Here is an 18,036-nt window from a genome sequence, read left to right on the forward strand (position 1 = left end):
GCAATTATTCTGGCACAAAGCGACGCGTTAGCCTAACCGCGCACGGTAGCGATCGGGCGTGGTGCCTGCCTGTTGCTGGAACATCACAATCAGCGCCGAGGCGGAACTGTATCCCAGCTCATGGGCGATACTCTGCACGCTTTCTCCCTGCTCCAGCAGCACGATAGCGCGCAGAAAACGCAGGCGCTGCCGCCACTCACCAAATGTCATATGCAGATGCTGCTGGCAGCGCCGAGCCAGCGTCCGTTCGGTGGTAAAGACCCGCGCCGCCCAGCCCGCCAGCGTGGTGTTATCGCCAGGATGCGCTTCCAGTGCATGTAACACCGGTGCCAGAAATTTATCATCTGAAGTCGGCAGATAACTCTCCTGCACCTGCGCCAGCTTCAGACGATCGCGCAGCACCTCGCACAGCCGCCACTGCGCATCCGTTGCGGGTTGCTCGATTTGCTGCTCAGCGAAATCGTCCATGATGGCGTGTGCAATGGGATCCACCAGCATCAGACAGGCGCGCCGGGGTAAATCGGCGCAGAGCGAGGCCGCCAGATTAAAAGTGCGGAACTGCGCCTGACGATGGTTATAGCTACTGTGCAGCTGACCTGGCGGGATCCAGACCGGAATGTCGGCCGGCGTCAGCAAGCGCTCGCCCTCGACCTGCATCTCCAGGACGTGGCTTTTCACCATGATCAGCTGGCCCCAGGCATGTGAATGTGGCAGATATTCGGTGCGGGCATTGGCCTGTTCATAGCGCATAAAGTAGCGTAGCTGCGGTGCATTCACCGGCGGCTGGTAGGTCACTTTCAGGCTCATTCTGTCCGCTCATTTGCTCATTTTGTCCGATATTAACTATCTGGATAAATCCGGACAAGCGTACACTGCGCCTCATTAATGGTGTGTGATGATGTATGGAGAGTCAGCATGTTTTTCCTGTACCCACTCTTTGCGGTGATGATCTGGTCGATCAACTCAATTGTCAGCAAACTGTCGGCCAGTGCGATCGATCCGGCAGCGATCTCCTTCTATCGCTGGCTGCTGGCGCTGCTGGTGCTGACCCCCTTTGTGCTGCCTGGGGTGTGGCGCACGCGTAAGATCATCAGACCGCACCTCTGGCGGCTGGCGATCCTTGGGCTGCTCGGCATGGTGCTCTATCAAAGCCTCGCCTATTACGCTGCACACAGCGTCAGCGCGCTTTTTATGGGCATTATCGGCGCGCTGATCCCGCTGCTCACCGTGCTGCTGAGCGTGGTTATCCTGCGAATTGCGCCAACGCTCGGTATCCTGCTCGGCAGTGTCATCTCTTTTTGCGGGCTGGTGTGGCTGGTCAGTGAGGGTGACGTGATGCAACTGCTGAATCACGGCATGGGCAACGGTGAACTGATGATGCTGGCCGCTTCCACCTCCTATGCGCTGTATGGCGTCCTGACGAAACGCTGGGCGCTGCCACTGCCGATCTGGCAGAGTCTCTATGTGCAGATCTTATTTGGCGTATTGCTGTTACTGCCCGGCTTTTTACTGGCACCAGACGTGTCGCTAAACTGGCATAACCTGCCACTGGTGGCATTTGCCGGACTGTTCGCCTCCATCATCGCGCCCTTTTTATGGATCCACGGCGTGCAGCGCCTTGGGGCCAGCACCACCAGCATCTTTATGAATCTGACGCCGCTATTCACCGCACTTATCGCCGTACTGTTTCTGCATGAGCAACTGCACAGTTACCACTGGATTGGCGGGGGTCTGACGCTGGGCGGTGTGATACTGGCGCAGCGGCTGCGTACACCTTTAACCCGGCATAAACCGGTAACTCAGTCACCATCCTGAATCGCACCCTCTGCGGATGACGGAGGATGGCTGCGGTGAGTAAAGATGCAGCTGAAGGTAGTGGTAAATAAAGGCGGCTGAGGTTCACAACTGAAGCGTAAATCTCGCGCCGAAACGTGAGTCCCCCGTGGGATTTCCCGGGGGCTTTTGCTATCATGGCCTATTCGTTTTCCGGCGCACCCCACGCTGTTCTGTTTTCCCAAGGAATCCGCCATGCAACCTCTCAGCGGCCCCGGTGCGCCGGTCGATCGTTCATCTGTCAATCCGCAAACCGGCGTGACCCGTCACGGTTCTGTGGCGGGCGAACAACCTCTCTCCCCTGCCCAGCGCACGACGTTAGAGCGTCTGATCGTGCGTATCTTATCGCTCAGCAATCTTAAAGCGCCTGAACTCTGGGCGGGCGTCCGTCATGAAGTGGGTGTAAAGAGTGAAGCCGAGTTACAGTCGCGTCATTTTCCGGCGGCAGAACAGTATCTGAATAGTCGCCTGACGCAGGCGCAGAACGGGCATGGCACCCGCCAGCTGATGACTCAGCTCACCGAGCTGCTGCCGAAAGGTAATAACCGCCAGGCCGTCAGCGATTTTATCCGTCAGCAGTTTGGTCAGACCGTTCTGAGCGCGCTGAGCCAGGATCAGCTGCGCCAGGTGCTGACGATGCTGCAGAACGGCCAGATGACGATTCCCCAGCCGCAGCAGATCCGCGTCAGCGATCGCACGCTGCTGCCTGCCGAGCACCATACCCTGAATCAGCAGGTGGTGCGTCTGGCCGCCGCCACCGGCGAATCCACCGGTAAGCTGTGGTCGGCGGCGCTGAAACTGGTGAATCTGACCAGCGGCGACCCGATCCCCTCACGCCACTTCCCGCTGCTGACACAATATCTGCAGGTGCGCCAGACGCTGAGTCAGCACAGCGCGCCGACGCTGCAACTGCTGGAAGCGTCCCTGAAGCAGCCGCTCGATCAGCAGGAAAGGCAGCAGCTGGAGGATTACAGCCAGCAGCGTTTTCAGGCGACGCCGCAAATGGTTCTGACCACGGCACAGACGCAGGATCTGCTGAACTTCCTGTTCAGCCGTCGCGCTGACCGGGCAGAAAAACTTCTCGAGCAGCCGCTGGCACCCAGCGAGATTAAACCTCAGCCGATCTGGTCACCGTTTGTTGCATCGCTGCCGCCCGCGATACAGCCGCTGGCGCAGCGTCCCCTGCTGGGATTCTTTGTTGCACTGGTGGTCATCACCCTTTTACTCTGGCTGGTACTCTGAGTCAGCAGCCGCAGGATGCTATGGGCGCGGCAGCAGGCCATTCGCCCGCTGCATCACCCCAGGTCAGCGGATGACCGTCACGTTTCCAGAAATCCAGCCCGCCAATTAACTCCTTCACCTGAAATCCCAGCGATGCCAGTTTCCAGGCCGCTTTCGTCGAGCCATTACAGCCAATGCCGTCACAATAGGTGACAAACACTTTGCTGCGGTCAAGCCGCGCCGTCGTAGTGGCGTCCATCCCGCGATGCGGAAAGTTTATCGCGCCGCAGATATGACCGGCACGATAAGCCTCCGGCGCACGGGCATCGATCACCACAATTTCTGGTGCCTGACGGGCCAGATCTTCCGCCAGATCCCAGGCGTCGGTGTAATAAGCGAGTTTTGCCTGCAGATAGTCGAGGCTTTGCTGCGGCGTGGCGGCCGGAATTTGTAAAACCGATGACATAGCGATTCTCCTGTTGTGGTGAAGTCGCAGTTTACGGCAAAGTGGACTGCTTACTGATACCCATTATTCAGCAGGGTTAAGACCCATATGCCTTCACCACTGTTACAACTTTTCCAGCACCAGGCCAGTGGCGGCGTGCGTGAGCGGCTCTGCTCTACCCTGCGGCTGGCGATCAACCGTCACCATTTGCACGCCGGTCAGCAGTTACCTTCCAGCCGGCAGCTGGCGCAGGATCTGCAGGTGTCTCGTGTGACGGTTGAAGCCGCCTACGGACAGCTGGAAAGTGAGGGCTACCTGCGACGCGAAACCGGCCGAGGAACTTTTGTCGCTATCGTTATCCCTGCCAGTCCTTCAACCTTACCGGCCCGGCCTCAGCCCGCCCGCTTTTCGGCGCGGGGCCAGCAGGTGCTGGCAACCGGCGGCTGTCAGGATCCCCCTTTTCCGCACGCATTCGCCGCCGGTTCACCGGAGTTACGTGCTTTTCCTCACGATACCTGGCGGCGCCTGAGCAACAGCGTGCAGCGTTCACTGGGCAGCGCGGCAATGGGATACGGCGATCCCTGCGGCTATCTGCCGTTGCGCAGCGCACTCGCTGATTATCTGGCGCTCTCACGAGGCGTAACGTGCCAGCCGGAGCAGGTCATCATTCTGACCAGTTCACAGCAGGCGCTGCAGTTGCTGGCGATGATGTTCGTCGATCCAGGTGATGAGGTATGGATGGAGGAGCCTGGCTATCCCGGAGCACGAAATGCCTTTATGGCGGCAGGTGCACAGGTGCGCGGGATTGCGGTCGATGCCGAAGGTGCTATCCCTGCCAGCGGCAGTCCGAAGCTGATGTATCTGACGCCCTCGCATCATTACCCTACCGGCGTCACGCTCAGCCTGCCCAGGCGGCTGGCATGGCTCGACGGGGCGCAGCGCAACCAGTGCTGGTTAATCGAAGATGACTACGACAGTGAGTTTCATTACGACGAACGGCCTGTTCCTGCGCTGCAGGGACTGGATCGCCATCAGCGGGTGATCACGCTGGGCACCTTCTCGAAGTCGCTGTTTCCCTCTCTGCGCCTGGCGTGGATGGTGGTGCCGCCCGCGCTGATTACGCCCATCGGTCAGGCACGCAGCGTGCTCGATGGGCACAGCGCCCTGCTGCCACAAGCTGTCACCGCCGCCTTCCTGCAGCAGGGACATTTCGCCAGCCATCTGCGGTTGATGCGTCAGCTCTATCGCAGCCGTCGCGATCGGTTACTTGAGCAGATTGAGCAGCGGCTCTCGCCATGGCTCACGCCGATAGCCAGCGGTGGCGGATTACAGGTCACAGTGAAAATCAACAAAGATGAAGCGCGCTTAACCGCGCTGGCGGCACAAGAGGGTTTGCTGCTGCCGCGTCTCAGTCCGCTCTATGCCGGATCTGAGTCGCAGCAAGGCTGGATACTGGGCTTCGCCGCGCTGACGCCTGACGAGATTGTGGCAGGATGCGATAAGTTGCTGCGACTGCTGCAGCGGGAGGCTTAGTACCGAGGGGTAAACGAGGTCACGCAGAGGGGCTGAAAAACAAAAAGGGCCGGCAAGCCGGCCCTTCAGCGTACTGACGTACTGATTACGCCTGATATTTACGCATGGTCAGGGTGGCGTTGGTGCCGCCGAAACCAAAGCTGTTAGACATCACGGTGGTCAGCTCTTTTTCCATCGGCGCAGTGACGATGTTCATACCGGTTGCGGCAGCGTCCAGCGAGGTAATGTTGATGCTTGGCGCAATAAAACCATGCTCCAGCATCAGCAGCGAGTAGATCGCTTCCTGCACGCCAGCGGCACCCAGTGAGTGTCCGGTCATCGCTTTGGTGGCAGAGATGTATGGCGTGTTATCGCCAAACACTTCACGAATCGCACCCAGCTCTTTCACATCACCTACCGGAGTAGAGGTTCCGTGGCTGTTCAGATAGTCGATTGACGTATCGACACCGTTCATCGCCATCTTCATGCAGCGCACTGCGCCTTCACCTGATGGGGCAACCATGTCTGCACCGTCTGACGTCGCACCGTAACCGACGATTTCAGCATAAATGTGCGCACCACGTGCCAGCGCATGCTCCAGCTCTTCAACCACCACCATGCCGCCGCCACCGGCGATAACAAAGCCGTCGCGCTCATTGTCATAAGTACGTGACGCTTTCTCTGGCGTGTCGTTGTAACGGGTAGAGAGCGCGCCCATGGCGTCGAACTCACAGGCCATTTCCCAGCACAGCTCTTCGCCGCCGCCCGCAAAAACGATATCCTGTTTTCCGAGCTGAATCTGCTCAACGGCATTACCGATACAGTGCGCAGAGGTGGCACAGGCGGAGCTAATCGAGTAGTTTACGCCATGAATTTTGAATGGCGTGGCGAGGCAGGCAGAAACGCCAGAAGCCATCGCTTTGGTGACCACATAGGGGCCAACCGCTTTCAGGCCGCGTGGGCTGCGCATCGCATCCGCACCAAACACCTGGAAGCGTGGAGAACCGCCGCCTGAACCCGCAATCAGACCCACGCGTGGGTTGCTCTGATACATTTCAGTGGTGAGGCCGGAATCTTTAATCGCTTCTTCCATGGAAAGATAAGCATAGATGGACGCATCACTCATAAAACGCACAACTTTGCGATCGATGAGGCCGGTGGTATCTAATTTAACGTTACCCCAGACGTGACTACGCATGCCGGAATCTTTCATCTCTTCAGAAAAGGTGATGCCAGAGCGTCCTTCACGCAGAGATGACAGCACCTCTTGCTGGTTATTACCAATACTGGAAACGATCCCTAAGCCAGTAATCACAGCACGTTTCATTCAATCTTCCTCATCCACTTCTTCTTAATTGGCATGCACTCTAGCGTACACTTGTACGCCGAACAAGTCCGATCAGCTATTTCCTTTTGTAAATTTGCGTCATGTCACGTGGGTCGTTAGAATCGCGCCACTGCCTGAAAAACGAGCCTTTACCGTGAAATTAACCCCGGTTGAACATGCACAGCTAAACTGGAATGAACAGGGTACACCTGTTTCCCGAGCGTTTGGTGACGTCTATTTCTCTAATGACAATGGTCTGGAAGAGACACGCTATGTCTTCCTTGGCGGCAACGGTTTTCCCGAGCGTTTTGCAGAGCATCCGCGCGATCTGCTGATCGTGGCGGAAAGCGGTTTTGGTACCGGCCTCAACTTTCTGACGCTGTGGCAGGCGTTCGATGCGTTTCAGCGCGAACAGCCCGATGGCACTTTAAAACGTCTGCACTTCATCAGCTTTGAGAAGTTTCCGTTAACCCGTGACGATCTGGCTGCGGCCCAGCAGCACTGGCCGGAACTGGCGCCATGGGCGGAGTCACTACAGGCACAGTGGCCCGCTGCCCTGCCCGGCTGTCAGCGCCTGCTGTTTGACGGCGGACGCATCACGCTCGACCTGTGGCTGGGCGATATCAACCAGCTGATGGGAGAGCTGGATGAGAGCCTGCATCGTCAGGTGGATGCCTGGTTCCTGGATGGTTTCGCGCCGTCGAAGAACCCGGATATGTGGACGCCGGCGCTGTTCAGCATGATGGCAACACTGGCGCGTCCACAAGGGACCTTCGCGACCTTTACCGCCGCAGGTATTGTCCGGCGCGGCCTGCAGGAGGCAGGCTTTAACGTTATCCGCCGCAAGGGATTTGGACCGAAGCGCGAAATGCTGTGCGGACCATTGCAGGATGCACCTCCGTTACCCAGCCCGCAGCCCTGGTATCATCGTCAATCTGCGGAGCAGCGTGATATTGCCCTGATTGGCGGCGGCGTCGCCAGTGCCACTTTAGCGCTGGCGCTGCTGCGTCGCGGCTGGCGGGTCACGCTTTACTGTGCCGACGAAGCCCCCGCGCTGGGCGCGTCCGGTAATCGTCAGGGCGCGCTCTATCCGCTGCTCAATCAGCACGACCCGGCGCTCGCCACCTTTTTCCCGGCGGCCTTCAGCTTCGCCCGTCGGCTCTACGATCAGTTAACCGTCACCTATGAGCATCACTGGAGCGGCGTGCTTCAACTGGGCTGGGATGAGAAAAGCCGTAAGAAGATTGATCAGATGCTGGCGATGGGCCTGCCTGAATCCATCGCTCGTGGCGTGGATGTCGCAGAGGCAGAGAAACTGGCGAATGTTGACCATGGCTGTAGCGGCATTTTCTACCCTGAAGGTGGCTGGCTCTCACCGGCCGAGCTGACCACCGCGATGCTGGCTTATGGCGAAACCCAGGGTTTACGCATTCACTGGCTGCACCGGGTGAGCAGCCTTTCACGGGATAATGATCACTGGACGCTGACGTTCAGCGATCGTCCGGCGGTCCGTCATCCGACGGTGGTGCTGGCTAACGGACATGCGATTGCCGACGTTGCGCAGAGCGCCCCGCTGCCGACCTATCCGGTGGCCGGTCAGGTGAGCCATGTTCCGTCAACCCCGGGCCTCGACGCGCTGCAGACCGTGCTCTGTTACGACGGCTATCTGACGCCCGTCAGCCCGCAGTTCGGCACCCACTGTATCGGCGCCAGCTATCACCGTGGCGATACCGCAACAGATTACCGGGAAGAGGACCAGCAGGAGAACCGCAGTCGCCTGCTGCAGTGTCTGCCTGACAGCGGCTGGGCAGCGACGGTTGATGTCAGTGACGGTGAAGCAAGAATGGGTGTGCGCTGCGCCACGCGGGATCATCTGCCGATGGTGGGCGGCGTGCCGGATTATGACGCTACGCTTCTGCAGTACGCTGATTTACCGGCTCAGCTGGCCGCAAGTCACGATATCGCTGATGCGCCCGATCTGGCGGGCCTGTATCTGTTTGGTGCGCTGGGATCGCGCGGCCTGTGCAGTGCGCCGCTGGCAGCCGAAGTGCTGGCAGCCCAGCTGACGGGCGAGCCGCAGCCGCTGGACGCGAGTACGCTGGCAGCGCTTAATCCGAATCGTTACTGGGTGAGGAAATTACTGAAGGGAAAAGCAGTTTAGCCGATGCTGAGGGCGGCACGCCGCCCTGCAACGTTATGCGGAGAGCTGGCGTGCCTGAACAAACAGGTTGTCCCACATTCCGACCACTAATGCCTGGTCGCGCGGTGAGAGTTCTCCGGCAGCGATAGCATTTTGCAGGCTGCGGGAGACCTGAATCTGCAGCGCTTCTGGCGTATGTTCGCCCAGTTGCTCGACTTCAGCGACGGCCAGGGTCAGATGTCCGCGCAGATAACCGCTGGCGAACAGCTCATCGTCACTGGCATGCTCGACCATGTCGTCAATCAGGGCCAGAATACGCGCTTCAAATTCTGCGATCATCTCAATTCCTCTATTAATAATGCCTTCCTGCATCACAGATCGTCCGGCCAGGGAAACTGCGACGCTGTTAATGAAGGCCTGCCATAAAATTCCGCCAGAGCGGTAATAAAACGCGCGGGACGGTCGGGAATGCCCGACGTCAGATAGCTCATGACCTGAGCATGCACTTTACGCTGGAAGGCAATGCGATCCGGCTCACAATCTCCGTCGAGATTGTCACAACTCACGTTGAAGGGAAAGCCTGCCGCCATACAAAACATCCACTCCAGTGCCTGCGGCTTCACTTCAACCGCTTCAAACTGACTCTGGGTCAGCGCATCGCGGCCATCCGGGCAGTACCAGTAGCCAAAATCGACCAGTTTGCGGCGGGCTTCACCGGCGATGCACCAGTGTGAGATCTCATGCAGAGCGCTGGCGTAAAAACCGTGGGCAAAGACCACGCGGTTCCACGGCGACCCGGCATCAGCAGGAAGATAGATCGGTTCATCGTCGCCTTTAATCAGGCGGGTCTGAAATTCATCGCTGAAGCAGCGATCAAACAGCGTGATCAGCTGTTCATAATGATGGGTCGGGTTCATGACGGTATCGCGTTTCAGGTTACGAATGCAGCGTGGCAAGCCAGGCCAGAACTTCGCTGCCGTGGCTATCCCACAATAATTTAATGCTCATGACGGCAGAAACAATCACCACCATCGGGCGGATCAGTTTCTGTCCGCGGCTCAGCACCAGCCGTGCGCCCAGACGCGCACCACAGAAGGCACCGAGCATCATGATCAGACCGGTTCCCCACACCACTTTGCCGCCGAACATAAAGAACAGCAGGCTGCCCATGTTTGAGGTGAAGTTGAGCACCTTGGCATGCGCGGTCGCTTTGGCCAGGTTGTAGCCGCAGAGGGTAACGAAAGCCAGCGCATAAAACGAGCCTGCGCCCGGCCCGAAAAATCCGTCATAAAATCCCACTGCCCCGCCGCCCACCAGCGCATAAGGCAGGCCGTGCAGGCGGCGCGCCTGATCGACTTCGCCCAGTTTTGGCATCAGCAGGAACCACAGGCCAATCGCGATCAAAAACAGCGGCAGCATCTGGCGCAGGAAGTCAGCCTGCAGGCGCTGAATCAGTATCGCGCCCAGAATGGACCCCAGCAGCGTCATGGCGATGTTCAGCCACTGCTCATTCAGATTGACCGCACCGCGCCGGACAAAGTAGAGGCTAGCGGAAAACGAGCCGCCAACCGATTGCAGTTTATTGGTCGCCAGCGCCTGCGCCGGAGAGAGGCCCGCTGCCAGCAGTGAAGGTACCGTCAGTAGCCCCCCACCACCGGCGATGGAGTCAATAAAACCAGCCAGCATGGCGATTAAAAACAGCAGCCCGACCAGCAGCGGGCTGACAACAAACCACTCCATGGAATCCCTTACAGTAGATGTTTATCCAGCAGAGCCTGACAGGCAGGCGGTAACGGCGGCGGCTCACGTTTCACCGGTGCGCCTGACCCAGGCTGTTTCGGCAGGAACCAGCTCTGCAACTCGGCGCCACAACCATCGCCAGCCGGCGGTGCAGGCTGATCTTCACAGCCGATACTGCCCGCCGGGCAGCGCAGTCGCACATGCATATGGGCACGATGCGCGAACCACGGGCGCACTTTCCGCAGCCAGTCGCGATCATTACCCGCGTCCGCACAAAGCTGCTTTTTAATCGCCGGATTGACGAAGATACGCGTAACATCGTCGTCTTTTGCGGCCAGTTTAATCAGGCTGTCGATTTCCGGCTGCCAGTGACGCGCAATCACATTCTTATCGCCCGGCCCGACCAGATCCAGCGGCTGCGGCTTCAGCAACTGCTGCGCGCTCCAGCGTGTTTTTGGCAGTTGCAGCCAGATATCGACATCCAGCCCGGTCTGGTGACTGGCGTGACCGCTGCTGAAGCGTCCGCCGGCCGCCATGCCCATGTCGCCAATCAGCACGTTACCCAGTTGCAGGTTATGCACCTGGGTGCTGAGCCGCTGAATAAACTGAATCAGATCGGGATGGCCAAAGAAGCGCCGCTGATCCTGACGCATCACCTGATAGTGCGGTGAATTCAGCGGCAGTGCCTGCGCGCCGACAATACAGCCGTTGGCAAAGCCACCAATTGACTGCGGTGCGCCGCTGATCGGCTGCTGAATCTGTTGCCACGGCGTTGCGGCCAGGCTGGAGGCGCTGATCAGCAGCGCACTCAGCGTAAGCAAAATAGCCTTCATGCCATCACCAGCGCGGTACAGAGCTGTTGACGTCACCGTTCTGCGCCCGCTGGCGCAGCAGATGATCCATCAGGACGATCGCCATCATCGCTTCGGCGATCGGCACAGCGCGGATCCCGACGCAGGGATCGTGGCGACCTTTGGTGATCATCTCCACCTCTTCGCCGTCGCGGGTAATGGTTTTACCTGGCACGGTGATGCTGGAGGTTGGTTTCATCGCCAGATTGGCACTGATGGTCTGCCCGCTGCTGATGCCGCCCAGAATGCCGCCGGCGTGGTTGCTCTGGAAACCATCGTGGCGGATCTCGTCACGATGCTGACTGCCGCGCTGGTTAACCACCGCAAAGCCGTCGCCAATTTCGACGCCTTTCACCGCATTGATGCTCATCAGCGCGTGCGCCAGATCGGCGTCCAGTCGGTCAAAAACCGGCTCGCCCAGGCCTGGCGGCACGTTGTCTGCCATAACCGTGACTTTGGCACCGATGGAGTCGCCCTCTTTTTTCAGGCCGCGCATCAGTTCATCCAGCGCCTCGAGCTTGTCGGCATCCGGGCAGAAGAACGGGTTCTCTTCCACGATGCTCCAGTCTTTCAGCTCACAAGCGACATCACCAATCTGCGACAGATAGCCACGTACCACGACACCGTGTTTCATCTGCAGATATTTCTTGGCGATGGCACCAGCCGCCACGCGCATCGCGGTTTCACGCGCCGATGAGCGGCCGCCGCCACGATAGTCGCGCTGACCATATTTCTGCTCGTAGGTGTAATCAGCATGGCCCGGACGGAAAAGATCTTTGATGGCACCGTAATCCTGCGAGCGCTGATCGGTGTTCTCAATCAGCAGGCCGATCGAGGTGCCGGTGGTCACACCCTCAAAGACACCGGACAAAATTTTCACCTGATCCGGCTCGCGGCGCTGCGTAGTATAGCGCGACGTGCCAGGACGGCGGCGATCGAGGTCATGCTGAATATCTGCTTCGGTCAGCGGGATGCCAGGCGGCACACCGTCAACGATACAGCCCAGTGCCAGACCGTGGGACTCGCCAAAAGTCGTTACTCGAAAAAATTGCCCGATGCTGTTTCCGGCCATGCTGTTTCCTTGTCAGAGTTCGGCGGGCGAGGCTTCGCCCCACTTTTAGTCTTTGTAAAAAGAGAAATGGTGTTGTGCGTCGACAATCTGCTGGCGCGTCAGCGTAAAGACGCCGTCGCCGCCGTTGTCGAATTCCAGCCAGGTAAAGGGCACATCGGGATACTGCTCGATCATGTGCACCATGCTGTTGCCCACTTCGCAGACCAGTACGCCCTGCTCGCTAAGATAGTCGGGCGCGCAGGCCAGAATGCGGCGCACCAGCTTCAGGCCGTCGCTGCCAGCCGCCAGGCCAAGCTCCGGTTCGTGGCGATATTCGTTCGGCAGATCGTCCATATCTTCCGCATCAACGTACGGCGGATTGGTGACGATCAAATCATATTTCAGCTGTGGCAGTTCGCGGAACAGGTCAGCACGAATCGGCGTCACCTGGTGGATGAGTCCATGCTCTTCAATGTTCTGTTCGGCTACCGCCAGCGCACCGGTGGAGATATCCACGGCGTCCACTTCGGCTTCCGGGAAGGCATAGGCGCAGGCAATTGCGATACAGCCGCTGCCGGTACACATATCCAGAATATGATGCGGTGGTGTGCTGACCAGACCAGCAAAGCGGTTCTCGATCAGCTCGCCAATCGGTGAACGCGGCACCAGCACGCGCTCATCGACAAAAAATTCGTGGCCGCAGAACCAGGCTTTATTGGTCAGATAAGCAACCGGAATACGCTCGTTAACACGACGGATGACACGCTCAACGATCAGCAGACGTTCGCTGGCGGTGAGACGCGCACTGCGCATATCTTCCGGAATATCCAGCGGCAGCCAGAGTGACGGCAGGACCAGTTGAACGGCTTCGTCCCAGGGATTGTCTGTGCCATGTCCGTACCAGATTCCGGCAGCGGAAAAGCGGCTTACCGCCCAGCGCAGCATGTCCTGAATGGTGTGCAGTTCTTTCACTGCCTCATCGACGAAAATTTTGTCCACGTAGCCCTCCGCAGGCCTTTTGCTAAATCGGCCAGTAGTGTGCCATGAAGCCGGGGAGAATTCAGCGCAGTAAGGTGAAAAAGCTGACATTTAATGACATTAATCGGTAAGGTATCGCCTATGCTGTGTAGCAGACTTTTCTTAGATAACTGACCCGTCATGAGTAAAAAAACACCCTTAAGCCCGGATGACCAGGCACTGTTCCGACAGTTAATGACTGGCACGCGTCAGTTGAAACAAGATACTTTCGTGCATAAATTACCGGTTAAAACCCGCGAACTGCCGGTAAAACGTCTGCTTTCAGAGCAGGCAGACAACAGCCATTACTTTTCGGATGAGTTTCAGCCGCTGCTCTCCACCGAAGGGGCCACCCGTTATGTGCGCGCCGATGTCAGCCACTTTGAGCTGAAAAAACTGCGTCGTGGCGACTATACGCCGGAAATTTTCCTCGATCTGCATGGCTTAACGCAGCAGCAGGCCAAGCAGGAACTGGGCGCCTTGATCGCTGCCTGTCGCCGTGAACATCTGTTCTGCGCCAGCGTCATGACCGGTCATGGAAAGCATATTCTGAAGCAGCAGACGCCGCTGTGGCTGGCCCAGCACCCGTGGGTGATGGCTTTTCACCAGGCACCGAAGCTGTTTGGCGGTGATGCCGCGCTGCTGGTTTTGATTGAGATTGAGGAGTGGCAACCGCCTGAGTTGCCCTGAAAGGGGCCGGAGGATCGGCCCACAGACGTCAGATCGCTTTCGCCAGCTTTTTGGGGCTGACCTGCCACAGGAGTTTACCGGCATGCTGCGCGGGATCAAATTCCACGCAGGCAATAGCGGAAGTGGCAAACATAGGGGGGGCTTCCTGCGGGCACAGTTCAGAGACTAAATACCCCACCAGCGGTAAGTGAGAGATCACCAGCGCCGATTTCACGCCTTCATTTGCCAGGGTCTGCAGATAGCACCCGACCATTTCCGGATCGCCGCCCGGTGTTAACTCCGGCAGAACATCCTGGTTTTCCGGCAGTGGAAAAGCTTCACGCACGGTCGCGAGGGTTTGCTGCGCGCGTAAATAGGGACTCACCAGGACACGCTCTATGTCCGGCGTCTGGCTGTTGAGCCAGCTGGCCATCTGGCGTGATTCATTGCAGCCACATAAGGTTAAAGGCCTGACTGAATCACTGGCTGCTTCCAGAGCCGCATCGCCGTGACGCATGATAAAAACTTGCATAAAGCACCGCTGTTGTTTGTCGACATCGCCCGACGCCTGGCGCCTGACTCTTCACTCTGCGAATGAACGCTGTGTTTTACCCTAATGGCTTCAGTATAGTCAACCGGTTGTTTATTAAATAAGCGCTTCTCAGAATCATGCTGCGCCGCACACTCTGGCGGCGCTTTTCTAACCCGCTGAATCGGATTGGTTATTCCATTTACAGCAGAAGTGTAAAATTTCGTCTACTTCCTGGTCGCTTCAATCAGCGCTTCGCAGGGAGTAAATCGCTCGCCATGCTGCTGCGTGAGGCGGGTTAATCGGTTGACCACCTCCGCCGCACCCAGTTTGTCCATATAGTGGAACGGCCCCCCCAGGAAAGGCGGAAAGCCGATACCAAACACCGCACCGATATCGCCATCGCGGGCACAGCGAATGACCTGCTCATCGAGGCAGCGGGCCGCCTCATTCAGCATCATCATCATGCAGCGTTCCGCAATCTGCGCTTCACTCTGTCTGGCCTGCGGCGTGACCTTCAGCAACGTATACAATGAGGTGTCCGGCTTTTTACGCTGCCAGCGCGGCTGGTCATAGCGATAAAAGCCTTTGCTGTTTTTACGTCCCTTGCGGCCATCTTTCAGCACTGCATCAAAAGCAGCGGGCGCGGCAAAGCGTTCACCATAAGCCTGATGCAGGATGGGACTGATTTTGCTGCCGACGTCGATGCCTACCTCATCCAGCAGCTGAATCGGACCGACCGGAAAACCAGCCTTCACCAGCGCCCGATCAATATGATCAATAGGCTCGCCCTCCAGCAGGCAACGCATCGCTTCATTTATATAGGGCGTCAGGATGCGGTTAACATAGAAGCCAGGCTTGTCCGCCACCACTATCGGCGTTTTACCCTGGCTGCGCGCCAGCGCCACAATCGTCACCACCGTTGCGGTTGAGGTGTTCAGATGGGGAATCACTTCCACCAGCGGCATTTTATCTACCGGGCTGAAGTAGTGCAGCCCGATGACGTTCTGCGGATGCTGTGCTTTGGCGGCAATCTCTTCAATCGGCAGCGAAGAAGTGTTAGAAGCAAACAGCGTATGCGGCTGACAGTGGGCTTCCACTTCGCTGACCATCTGCTGCTTGAGTGCTAAATCTTCGAACACGGCTTCGATCACCACATCGCGCTGTGACAAACCCTGATAATCGATGCCGCCCGTGATCCGGGCCATCTGCTGCTGACGCTGTGCCGAAGTGAGCTGGCGTCGTTTGACCTTTTTGCTCAGCAGTTCCCAGCTGGTTTTCAGCGCATGGTTAACCCCTTCCAGGCTGATATCTTTGATGCGCACCGGCAACCCGGCATTGATTGCGGTGACGCTGGCGATGCCACCGCCCATCAGACCGCCGCCGAGAATCGCGACACGCTTCACCGCAGCAGGTTCCGCCTCACCGCCCCGCTCCTTCTTCATGGCCGTGGTCGCGAAAAAGATTCCGCGCAGCGCCGCAGATTCCGGCGTCATTGCCAGTTCACCAAAAGCGCGCGCTTCAGCGTCATGTCCGGCACGGCTGCCCTGCTCCAGCCCGATGCGTACTACTTCAATAATTCGGTTTGCCGCCGGATAGTTACCCTGGGTTTTAGCTGCTGTCTGGCGGGTTGCGAGTGCAAACAGCGCCTGACGGCCAACCGGACCGTGCAGCAGCCGGTCGCGCAGCGGCAGTGTGCGTCCGCTGACCTTGCCCTTTTTCACCCGTGCGATAGCCGTCTCCAGCAGAATCGCCTGAGGCACCGCGTCATCAACCACTCCCAGCTTACGTGCCTGTTTCGCCCGCAGCGTTTTGCCGGTCAGAATCAGCGGCAGCGCCTGCTGTACGCCAATTAACCGAGGCAGTCGCTGGGTGCCACCGGAGCCGGGCAGTAAGCCAAGTTGCACTTCCGGTAATCCAAGACGGGTTTTATCATCCAGCGAGCAGATGCGCGCATCGCAGGCCAGCGCCAGTTCCAGCCCGCCGCCCAGGCAGGCACCATGGATTGCGGCCACTACCGGGAATGGCAGCGCATCAAGCGCAGCCATCACTTCCTGCCCCTGTTTTGCCAGCGCTTCGGCTTCCTGTGCGCTCTGACAGCGATCAATCATGCTGATGTCTGCGCCCGCGATAAAGTTGTCCGCTTTGCCAGAAATCAGCACCAGGCCTGCCAGCTGCGGATCGCGTCGCGCCTCCGCAATGATGGCGGTGATCTGTCCGGCAAATTCTGCTTTCAGGGTGTTCATCTTCTCGCCAGGGACATCGATTGTAATGATGCCAACGTGATCCAGTCGCATCTTCAGGTGAAACGCATTCTGCTCCATTATTCGGCCTCCAGAACCATTGCCGCACCCAGACCGCCCGCCGCACACGCCGTGACCAGTCCTAACCCGCCACCGCGACGGCGTAATTCATTCAGCGTCTGGGTGATCATGCGCGCGCCCGTGGCGGCAAAAGGATGACCATAGGCGATTGAACCACCCAGCACGTTAAAGCGCTCTTCATTCACTTCGCCCAGCGCATGAGGACGATTCAGTACCTCACGGGCAAAGCGCTCGTCGCGAAACAGTTGCAGATTGCTCAGTGTCTGGGCCGCAAACGCTTCGTGCATATCGATTAGCGTCAGATCGGCCAGCGTGATCCCGGCGCGATCCAGTGCCAGTGGGGAGGAGTACGCCGGACCCAGCAGCATATTCTGCTGTACACCAATCGCGGTAAACGCATAGCTGCGCAGATAGCCCAGCGGCGTGACACCGAGTTCACGGGCGCGGCCTTCGCGCATCAGAATCACGGCGGCCGCACCGTCGGTGAGTGGCGTGCTGTTGGCCGCCGTGACGCTGCCGTGCTGACGATCAAACGCCGGGCGCAAGCGGGCGTAATCCTCTGCTCTGGCGTTCATGCGGACGTTATTGTCCTGGTCGATAGCGGTTTTCCACGGCGGCACAAAGGCTGCCATCACTTCCTGATTGAGTACCCCGGATTGCCAGGCGCGGGCGGCATGCTGATGAGATCGCAGCGCCAGCGCATCCTGTGCCTCACGGGTGATGCCATGACTCTTTGCCATCTGCTCGGCGGTGTCACCCATGCGCAGGCCGGTTGAATACTCGGCCACTGCGGGCGGCACCGGCAGCAGATCGCGCGGACGCAGACGTTTAAGGATGTGCAGTTTTTGCCCAAGGCTGCGGGCTTTATTGAAATCCACCAGCGCGCGGGCCAGTGTTTTACTGACGCCGATTGGCAGCACTGAAGAGGAGTCTGCGCCTCCGGCAATGCCCGCAGAAATCGTGCCAGCCAGCAGACTTTCTGCCACATTCGCCACTGCCTGGAAACTGGTGGCGCAGGCACGGCTGACGCTGTAGGCATCGGTGTGCACATCAAGCCCGCTGCTCAGTACAATCTCACGCGCAATGTTCGGCGCTTCCGGCATCTGCACCACCTGACCAAAGACCAGTTGCTCGATCACCTCAGCCGGCAGTTCACTGCGCGCCATTAATTCGCTGACCACCATCCGCCCCAGCTCAATGGCGGGAATGCCATGAAAGCCGGTCGCCTGGCGCAAAAAAGGGGTGCGTAACCCGTGGGTTATTGCGATGCGTTCACCATCACGTGTCAGCAGCGGCTGCGCTTTGCTCATTATTCTCACCTGTGGCTGGGACTGTGGCATCATTGCCTGAAGAGGTCTGACCTGATCAGTGTTAACC

At 58.5% G+C, this 18,036-nt stretch carries 17 protein-coding genes; 5 read left to right on the top strand and 12 right to left on the bottom strand.

All coding sequences use genetic code 11. The features are described from left to right. Positions 1 to 27 precede the first annotated feature (27 nt). Complete coding sequence (locus tag AC6I8C_RS13195) at positions 28 to 807, bottom strand: AraC family transcriptional regulator (protein ID WP_033733393.1); 780 nt, start codon at positions 805 to 807, stop codon at positions 28 to 30. Positions 808 to 915: 108 nt separating this feature from the next. On the opposite strand from AC6I8C_RS13195, the gene AC6I8C_RS13200 reads away from it, so the two are divergent. Both AC6I8C_RS13200 and flk read left to right on the top strand, forming a co-directional pair. Next, positions 916 to 1,815 (top strand): DMT family transporter, encoded by a 900-nt coding sequence (locus AC6I8C_RS13200; protein WP_497822739.1) that lies wholly within the window; start codon positions 916 to 918, stop codon positions 1,813 to 1,815. Positions 1,816 to 2,028: 213 nt separating this feature from the next. Beyond that, positions 2,029 to 3,075, top strand: coding sequence for a flagella biosynthesis regulator Flk (gene flk / locus AC6I8C_RS13205; protein ID WP_266308069.1), 1,047 nt, complete (start codon positions 2,029 to 2,031; stop codon positions 3,073 to 3,075). A 1-nt stretch (position 3,076) separates the two neighbouring features. Here the strand turns inward: flk and AC6I8C_RS13210 are convergent, their stop codons facing one another. Then, on the bottom strand, positions 3,077 to 3,520 hold the full coding sequence (locus tag AC6I8C_RS13210) for a rhodanese-like domain-containing protein (RefSeq protein WP_497822740.1): 444 nt from the start codon (positions 3,518 to 3,520) through the stop codon (positions 3,077 to 3,079). A gap of 87 nt (positions 3,521 to 3,607) precedes the next feature. On the opposite strand from AC6I8C_RS13210, the gene pdxR reads away from it, so the two are divergent. Then, positions 3,608 to 5,032, top strand: coding sequence for a MocR-like pyridoxine biosynthesis transcription factor PdxR (gene pdxR / locus AC6I8C_RS13215; RefSeq protein WP_497822741.1), 1,425 nt, complete (start codon positions 3,608 to 3,610; stop codon positions 5,030 to 5,032). Positions 5,033 to 5,117: 85 nt separating this feature from the next. On the opposite strand, the gene fabB is transcribed toward pdxR, so the two are convergent. Continuing rightward, positions 5,118 to 6,338, bottom strand: a complete 1,221-nt coding sequence (fabB, locus tag AC6I8C_RS13220; protein ID WP_497822742.1) for a beta-ketoacyl-ACP synthase I — start codon at positions 6,336 to 6,338, stop codon at positions 5,118 to 5,120. Positions 6,339 to 6,492: 154 nt separating this feature from the next. Between fabB and mnmC the strand changes: the two genes are divergently transcribed. Further along, positions 6,493 to 8,499 (top strand): bifunctional tRNA (5-methylaminomethyl-2-thiouridine)(34)-methyltransferase MnmC2/FAD-dependent 5-carboxymethylaminomethyl-2-thiouridine(34) oxidoreductase MnmC1, encoded by a 2,007-nt coding sequence (gene mnmC / locus AC6I8C_RS13225; RefSeq protein ID WP_497822743.1) that lies wholly within the window; start codon positions 6,493 to 6,495, stop codon positions 8,497 to 8,499. Between the two features lie 33 nt (positions 8,500 to 8,532). Here mnmC and AC6I8C_RS13230 read toward each other — a convergent pair whose 3' ends face one another. Genes AC6I8C_RS13230 through prmB form a run of 6 tightly spaced genes read right to left on the bottom strand, consistent with a single transcriptional unit; the run spans position 8,533 to position 13,119 of the window. Then, entirely contained in the window at positions 8,533 to 8,817 is a 285-nt protein-coding gene (locus tag AC6I8C_RS13230; protein WP_003854283.1) for a YfcL family protein, read from the bottom strand. Between the two features lie 32 nt (positions 8,818 to 8,849). After that, positions 8,850 to 9,395, bottom strand: a complete 546-nt coding sequence (locus tag AC6I8C_RS13235; RefSeq protein WP_497822744.1) for an elongation factor P hydroxylase — start codon at positions 9,393 to 9,395, stop codon at positions 8,850 to 8,852. 19 nt (positions 9,396 to 9,414) lie between these two features. After that, the gene (locus tag AC6I8C_RS13240; protein ID WP_497822745.1) at positions 9,415 to 10,218 is read right to left on the bottom strand and encodes a sulfite exporter TauE/SafE family protein; all 804 of its coding nucleotides are present in this window, start codon (positions 10,216 to 10,218) and stop codon (positions 9,415 to 9,417) included. An 8-nt stretch (positions 10,219 to 10,226) separates the two neighbouring features. Next, positions 10,227 to 11,051, bottom strand: coding sequence for a penicillin-insensitive murein endopeptidase (gene mepA / locus AC6I8C_RS13245; protein ID WP_098052724.1), 825 nt, complete (start codon positions 11,049 to 11,051; stop codon positions 10,227 to 10,229). Between the two features lie 4 nt (positions 11,052 to 11,055). Further along, positions 11,056 to 12,141: a chorismate synthase gene (gene aroC / locus AC6I8C_RS13250; RefSeq protein WP_013358608.1), complete on the bottom strand. Its 1,086-nt coding sequence runs from the start codon at positions 12,139 to 12,141 to the stop codon at positions 11,056 to 11,058. 45 nt (positions 12,142 to 12,186) lie between these two features. Beyond that, positions 12,187 to 13,119: a 50S ribosomal protein L3 N(5)-glutamine methyltransferase gene (gene prmB, locus AC6I8C_RS13255; protein ID WP_497822746.1), complete on the bottom strand. Its 933-nt coding sequence runs from the start codon at positions 13,117 to 13,119 to the stop codon at positions 12,187 to 12,189. A gap of 159 nt (positions 13,120 to 13,278) precedes the next feature. On the opposite strand from prmB, the gene smrB reads away from it, so the two are divergent. Next, positions 13,279 to 13,827, top strand: coding sequence for an endonuclease SmrB (gene smrB / locus AC6I8C_RS13260; protein ID WP_013358610.1), 549 nt, complete (start codon positions 13,279 to 13,281; stop codon positions 13,825 to 13,827). Between the two features lie 28 nt (positions 13,828 to 13,855). On the opposite strand, the gene sixA is transcribed toward smrB, so the two are convergent. From sixA to fadI, 3 genes are all read right to left on the bottom strand, one after another. Next, positions 13,856 to 14,338: a phosphohistidine phosphatase SixA gene (gene sixA / locus AC6I8C_RS13265; protein WP_150010602.1), complete on the bottom strand. Its 483-nt coding sequence runs from the start codon at positions 14,336 to 14,338 to the stop codon at positions 13,856 to 13,858. 224 nt (positions 14,339 to 14,562) lie between these two features. Beyond that, positions 14,563 to 16,659, bottom strand: a complete 2,097-nt coding sequence (gene fadJ / locus AC6I8C_RS13270; protein ID WP_497822747.1) for a fatty acid oxidation complex subunit alpha FadJ — start codon at positions 16,657 to 16,659, stop codon at positions 14,563 to 14,565. Then, a complete protein-coding gene (gene fadI / locus AC6I8C_RS13275; protein WP_497822748.1) occupies positions 16,659 to 17,969 on the bottom strand; it encodes an acetyl-CoA C-acyltransferase FadI in 1,311 nt (436 codons plus the stop codon). The genes fadJ and fadI overlap by 1 nt, the downstream gene beginning before the upstream one ends. Between the last annotated feature and the right edge of the window lie 67 nt (positions 17,970 to 18,036).

The sequence above is a fragment of the Pantoea sp. X-Soil-YNGN-844 genome, from assembly GCF_059730595.1.

Coding starts and splice junctions, on each gene's coding strand:
- AC6I8C_RS13195 (WP_033733393.1), bottom strand. CDS start 807: ATGAGCCTGAAAGTGACCTACCAGCCGCCGGTGAATGCACCGCAGCTA.
- AC6I8C_RS13200 (WP_497822739.1), top strand. CDS start 916: ATGTTTTTCCTGTACCCACTCTTTGCGGTGATGATCTGGTCGATCAAC.
- flk (WP_266308069.1), top strand. CDS start 2,029: ATGCAACCTCTCAGCGGCCCCGGTGCGCCGGTCGATCGTTCATCTGTC.
- AC6I8C_RS13210 (WP_497822740.1), bottom strand. CDS start 3,520: ATGTCATCGGTTTTACAAATTCCGGCCGCCACGCCGCAGCAAAGCCTC.
- pdxR (WP_497822741.1), top strand. CDS start 3,608: ATGCCTTCACCACTGTTACAACTTTTCCAGCACCAGGCCAGTGGCGGC.
- fabB (WP_497822742.1), bottom strand. CDS start 6,338: ATGAAACGTGCTGTGATTACTGGCTTAGGGATCGTTTCCAGTATTGGT.
- AC6I8C_RS13230 (WP_003854283.1), bottom strand. CDS start 8,817: ATGATCGCAGAATTTGAAGCGCGTATTCTGGCCCTGATTGACGACATG.
- AC6I8C_RS13235 (WP_497822744.1), bottom strand. CDS start 9,395: ATGAACCCGACCCATCATTATGAACAGCTGATCACGCTGTTTGATCGC.
- AC6I8C_RS13240 (WP_497822745.1), bottom strand. CDS start 10,218: ATGGAGTGGTTTGTTGTCAGCCCGCTGCTGGTCGGGCTGCTGTTTTTA.
- mepA (WP_098052724.1), bottom strand. CDS start 11,051: ATGAAGGCTATTTTGCTTACGCTGAGTGCGCTGCTGATCAGCGCCTCC.
- aroC (WP_013358608.1), bottom strand. CDS start 12,141: ATGGCCGGAAACAGCATCGGGCAATTTTTTCGAGTAACGACTTTTGGC.
- smrB (WP_013358610.1), top strand. CDS start 13,279: ATGAGTAAAAAAACACCCTTAAGCCCGGATGACCAGGCACTGTTCCGA.
- sixA (WP_150010602.1), bottom strand. CDS start 14,338: ATGCAAGTTTTTATCATGCGTCACGGCGATGCGGCTCTGGAAGCAGCC.
- fadJ (WP_497822747.1), bottom strand. CDS start 16,659: ATGGAGCAGAATGCGTTTCACCTGAAGATGCGACTGGATCACGTTGGC.
- fadI (WP_497822748.1), bottom strand. CDS start 17,969: ATGAGCAAAGCGCAGCCGCTGCTGACACGTGATGGTGAACGCATCGCA.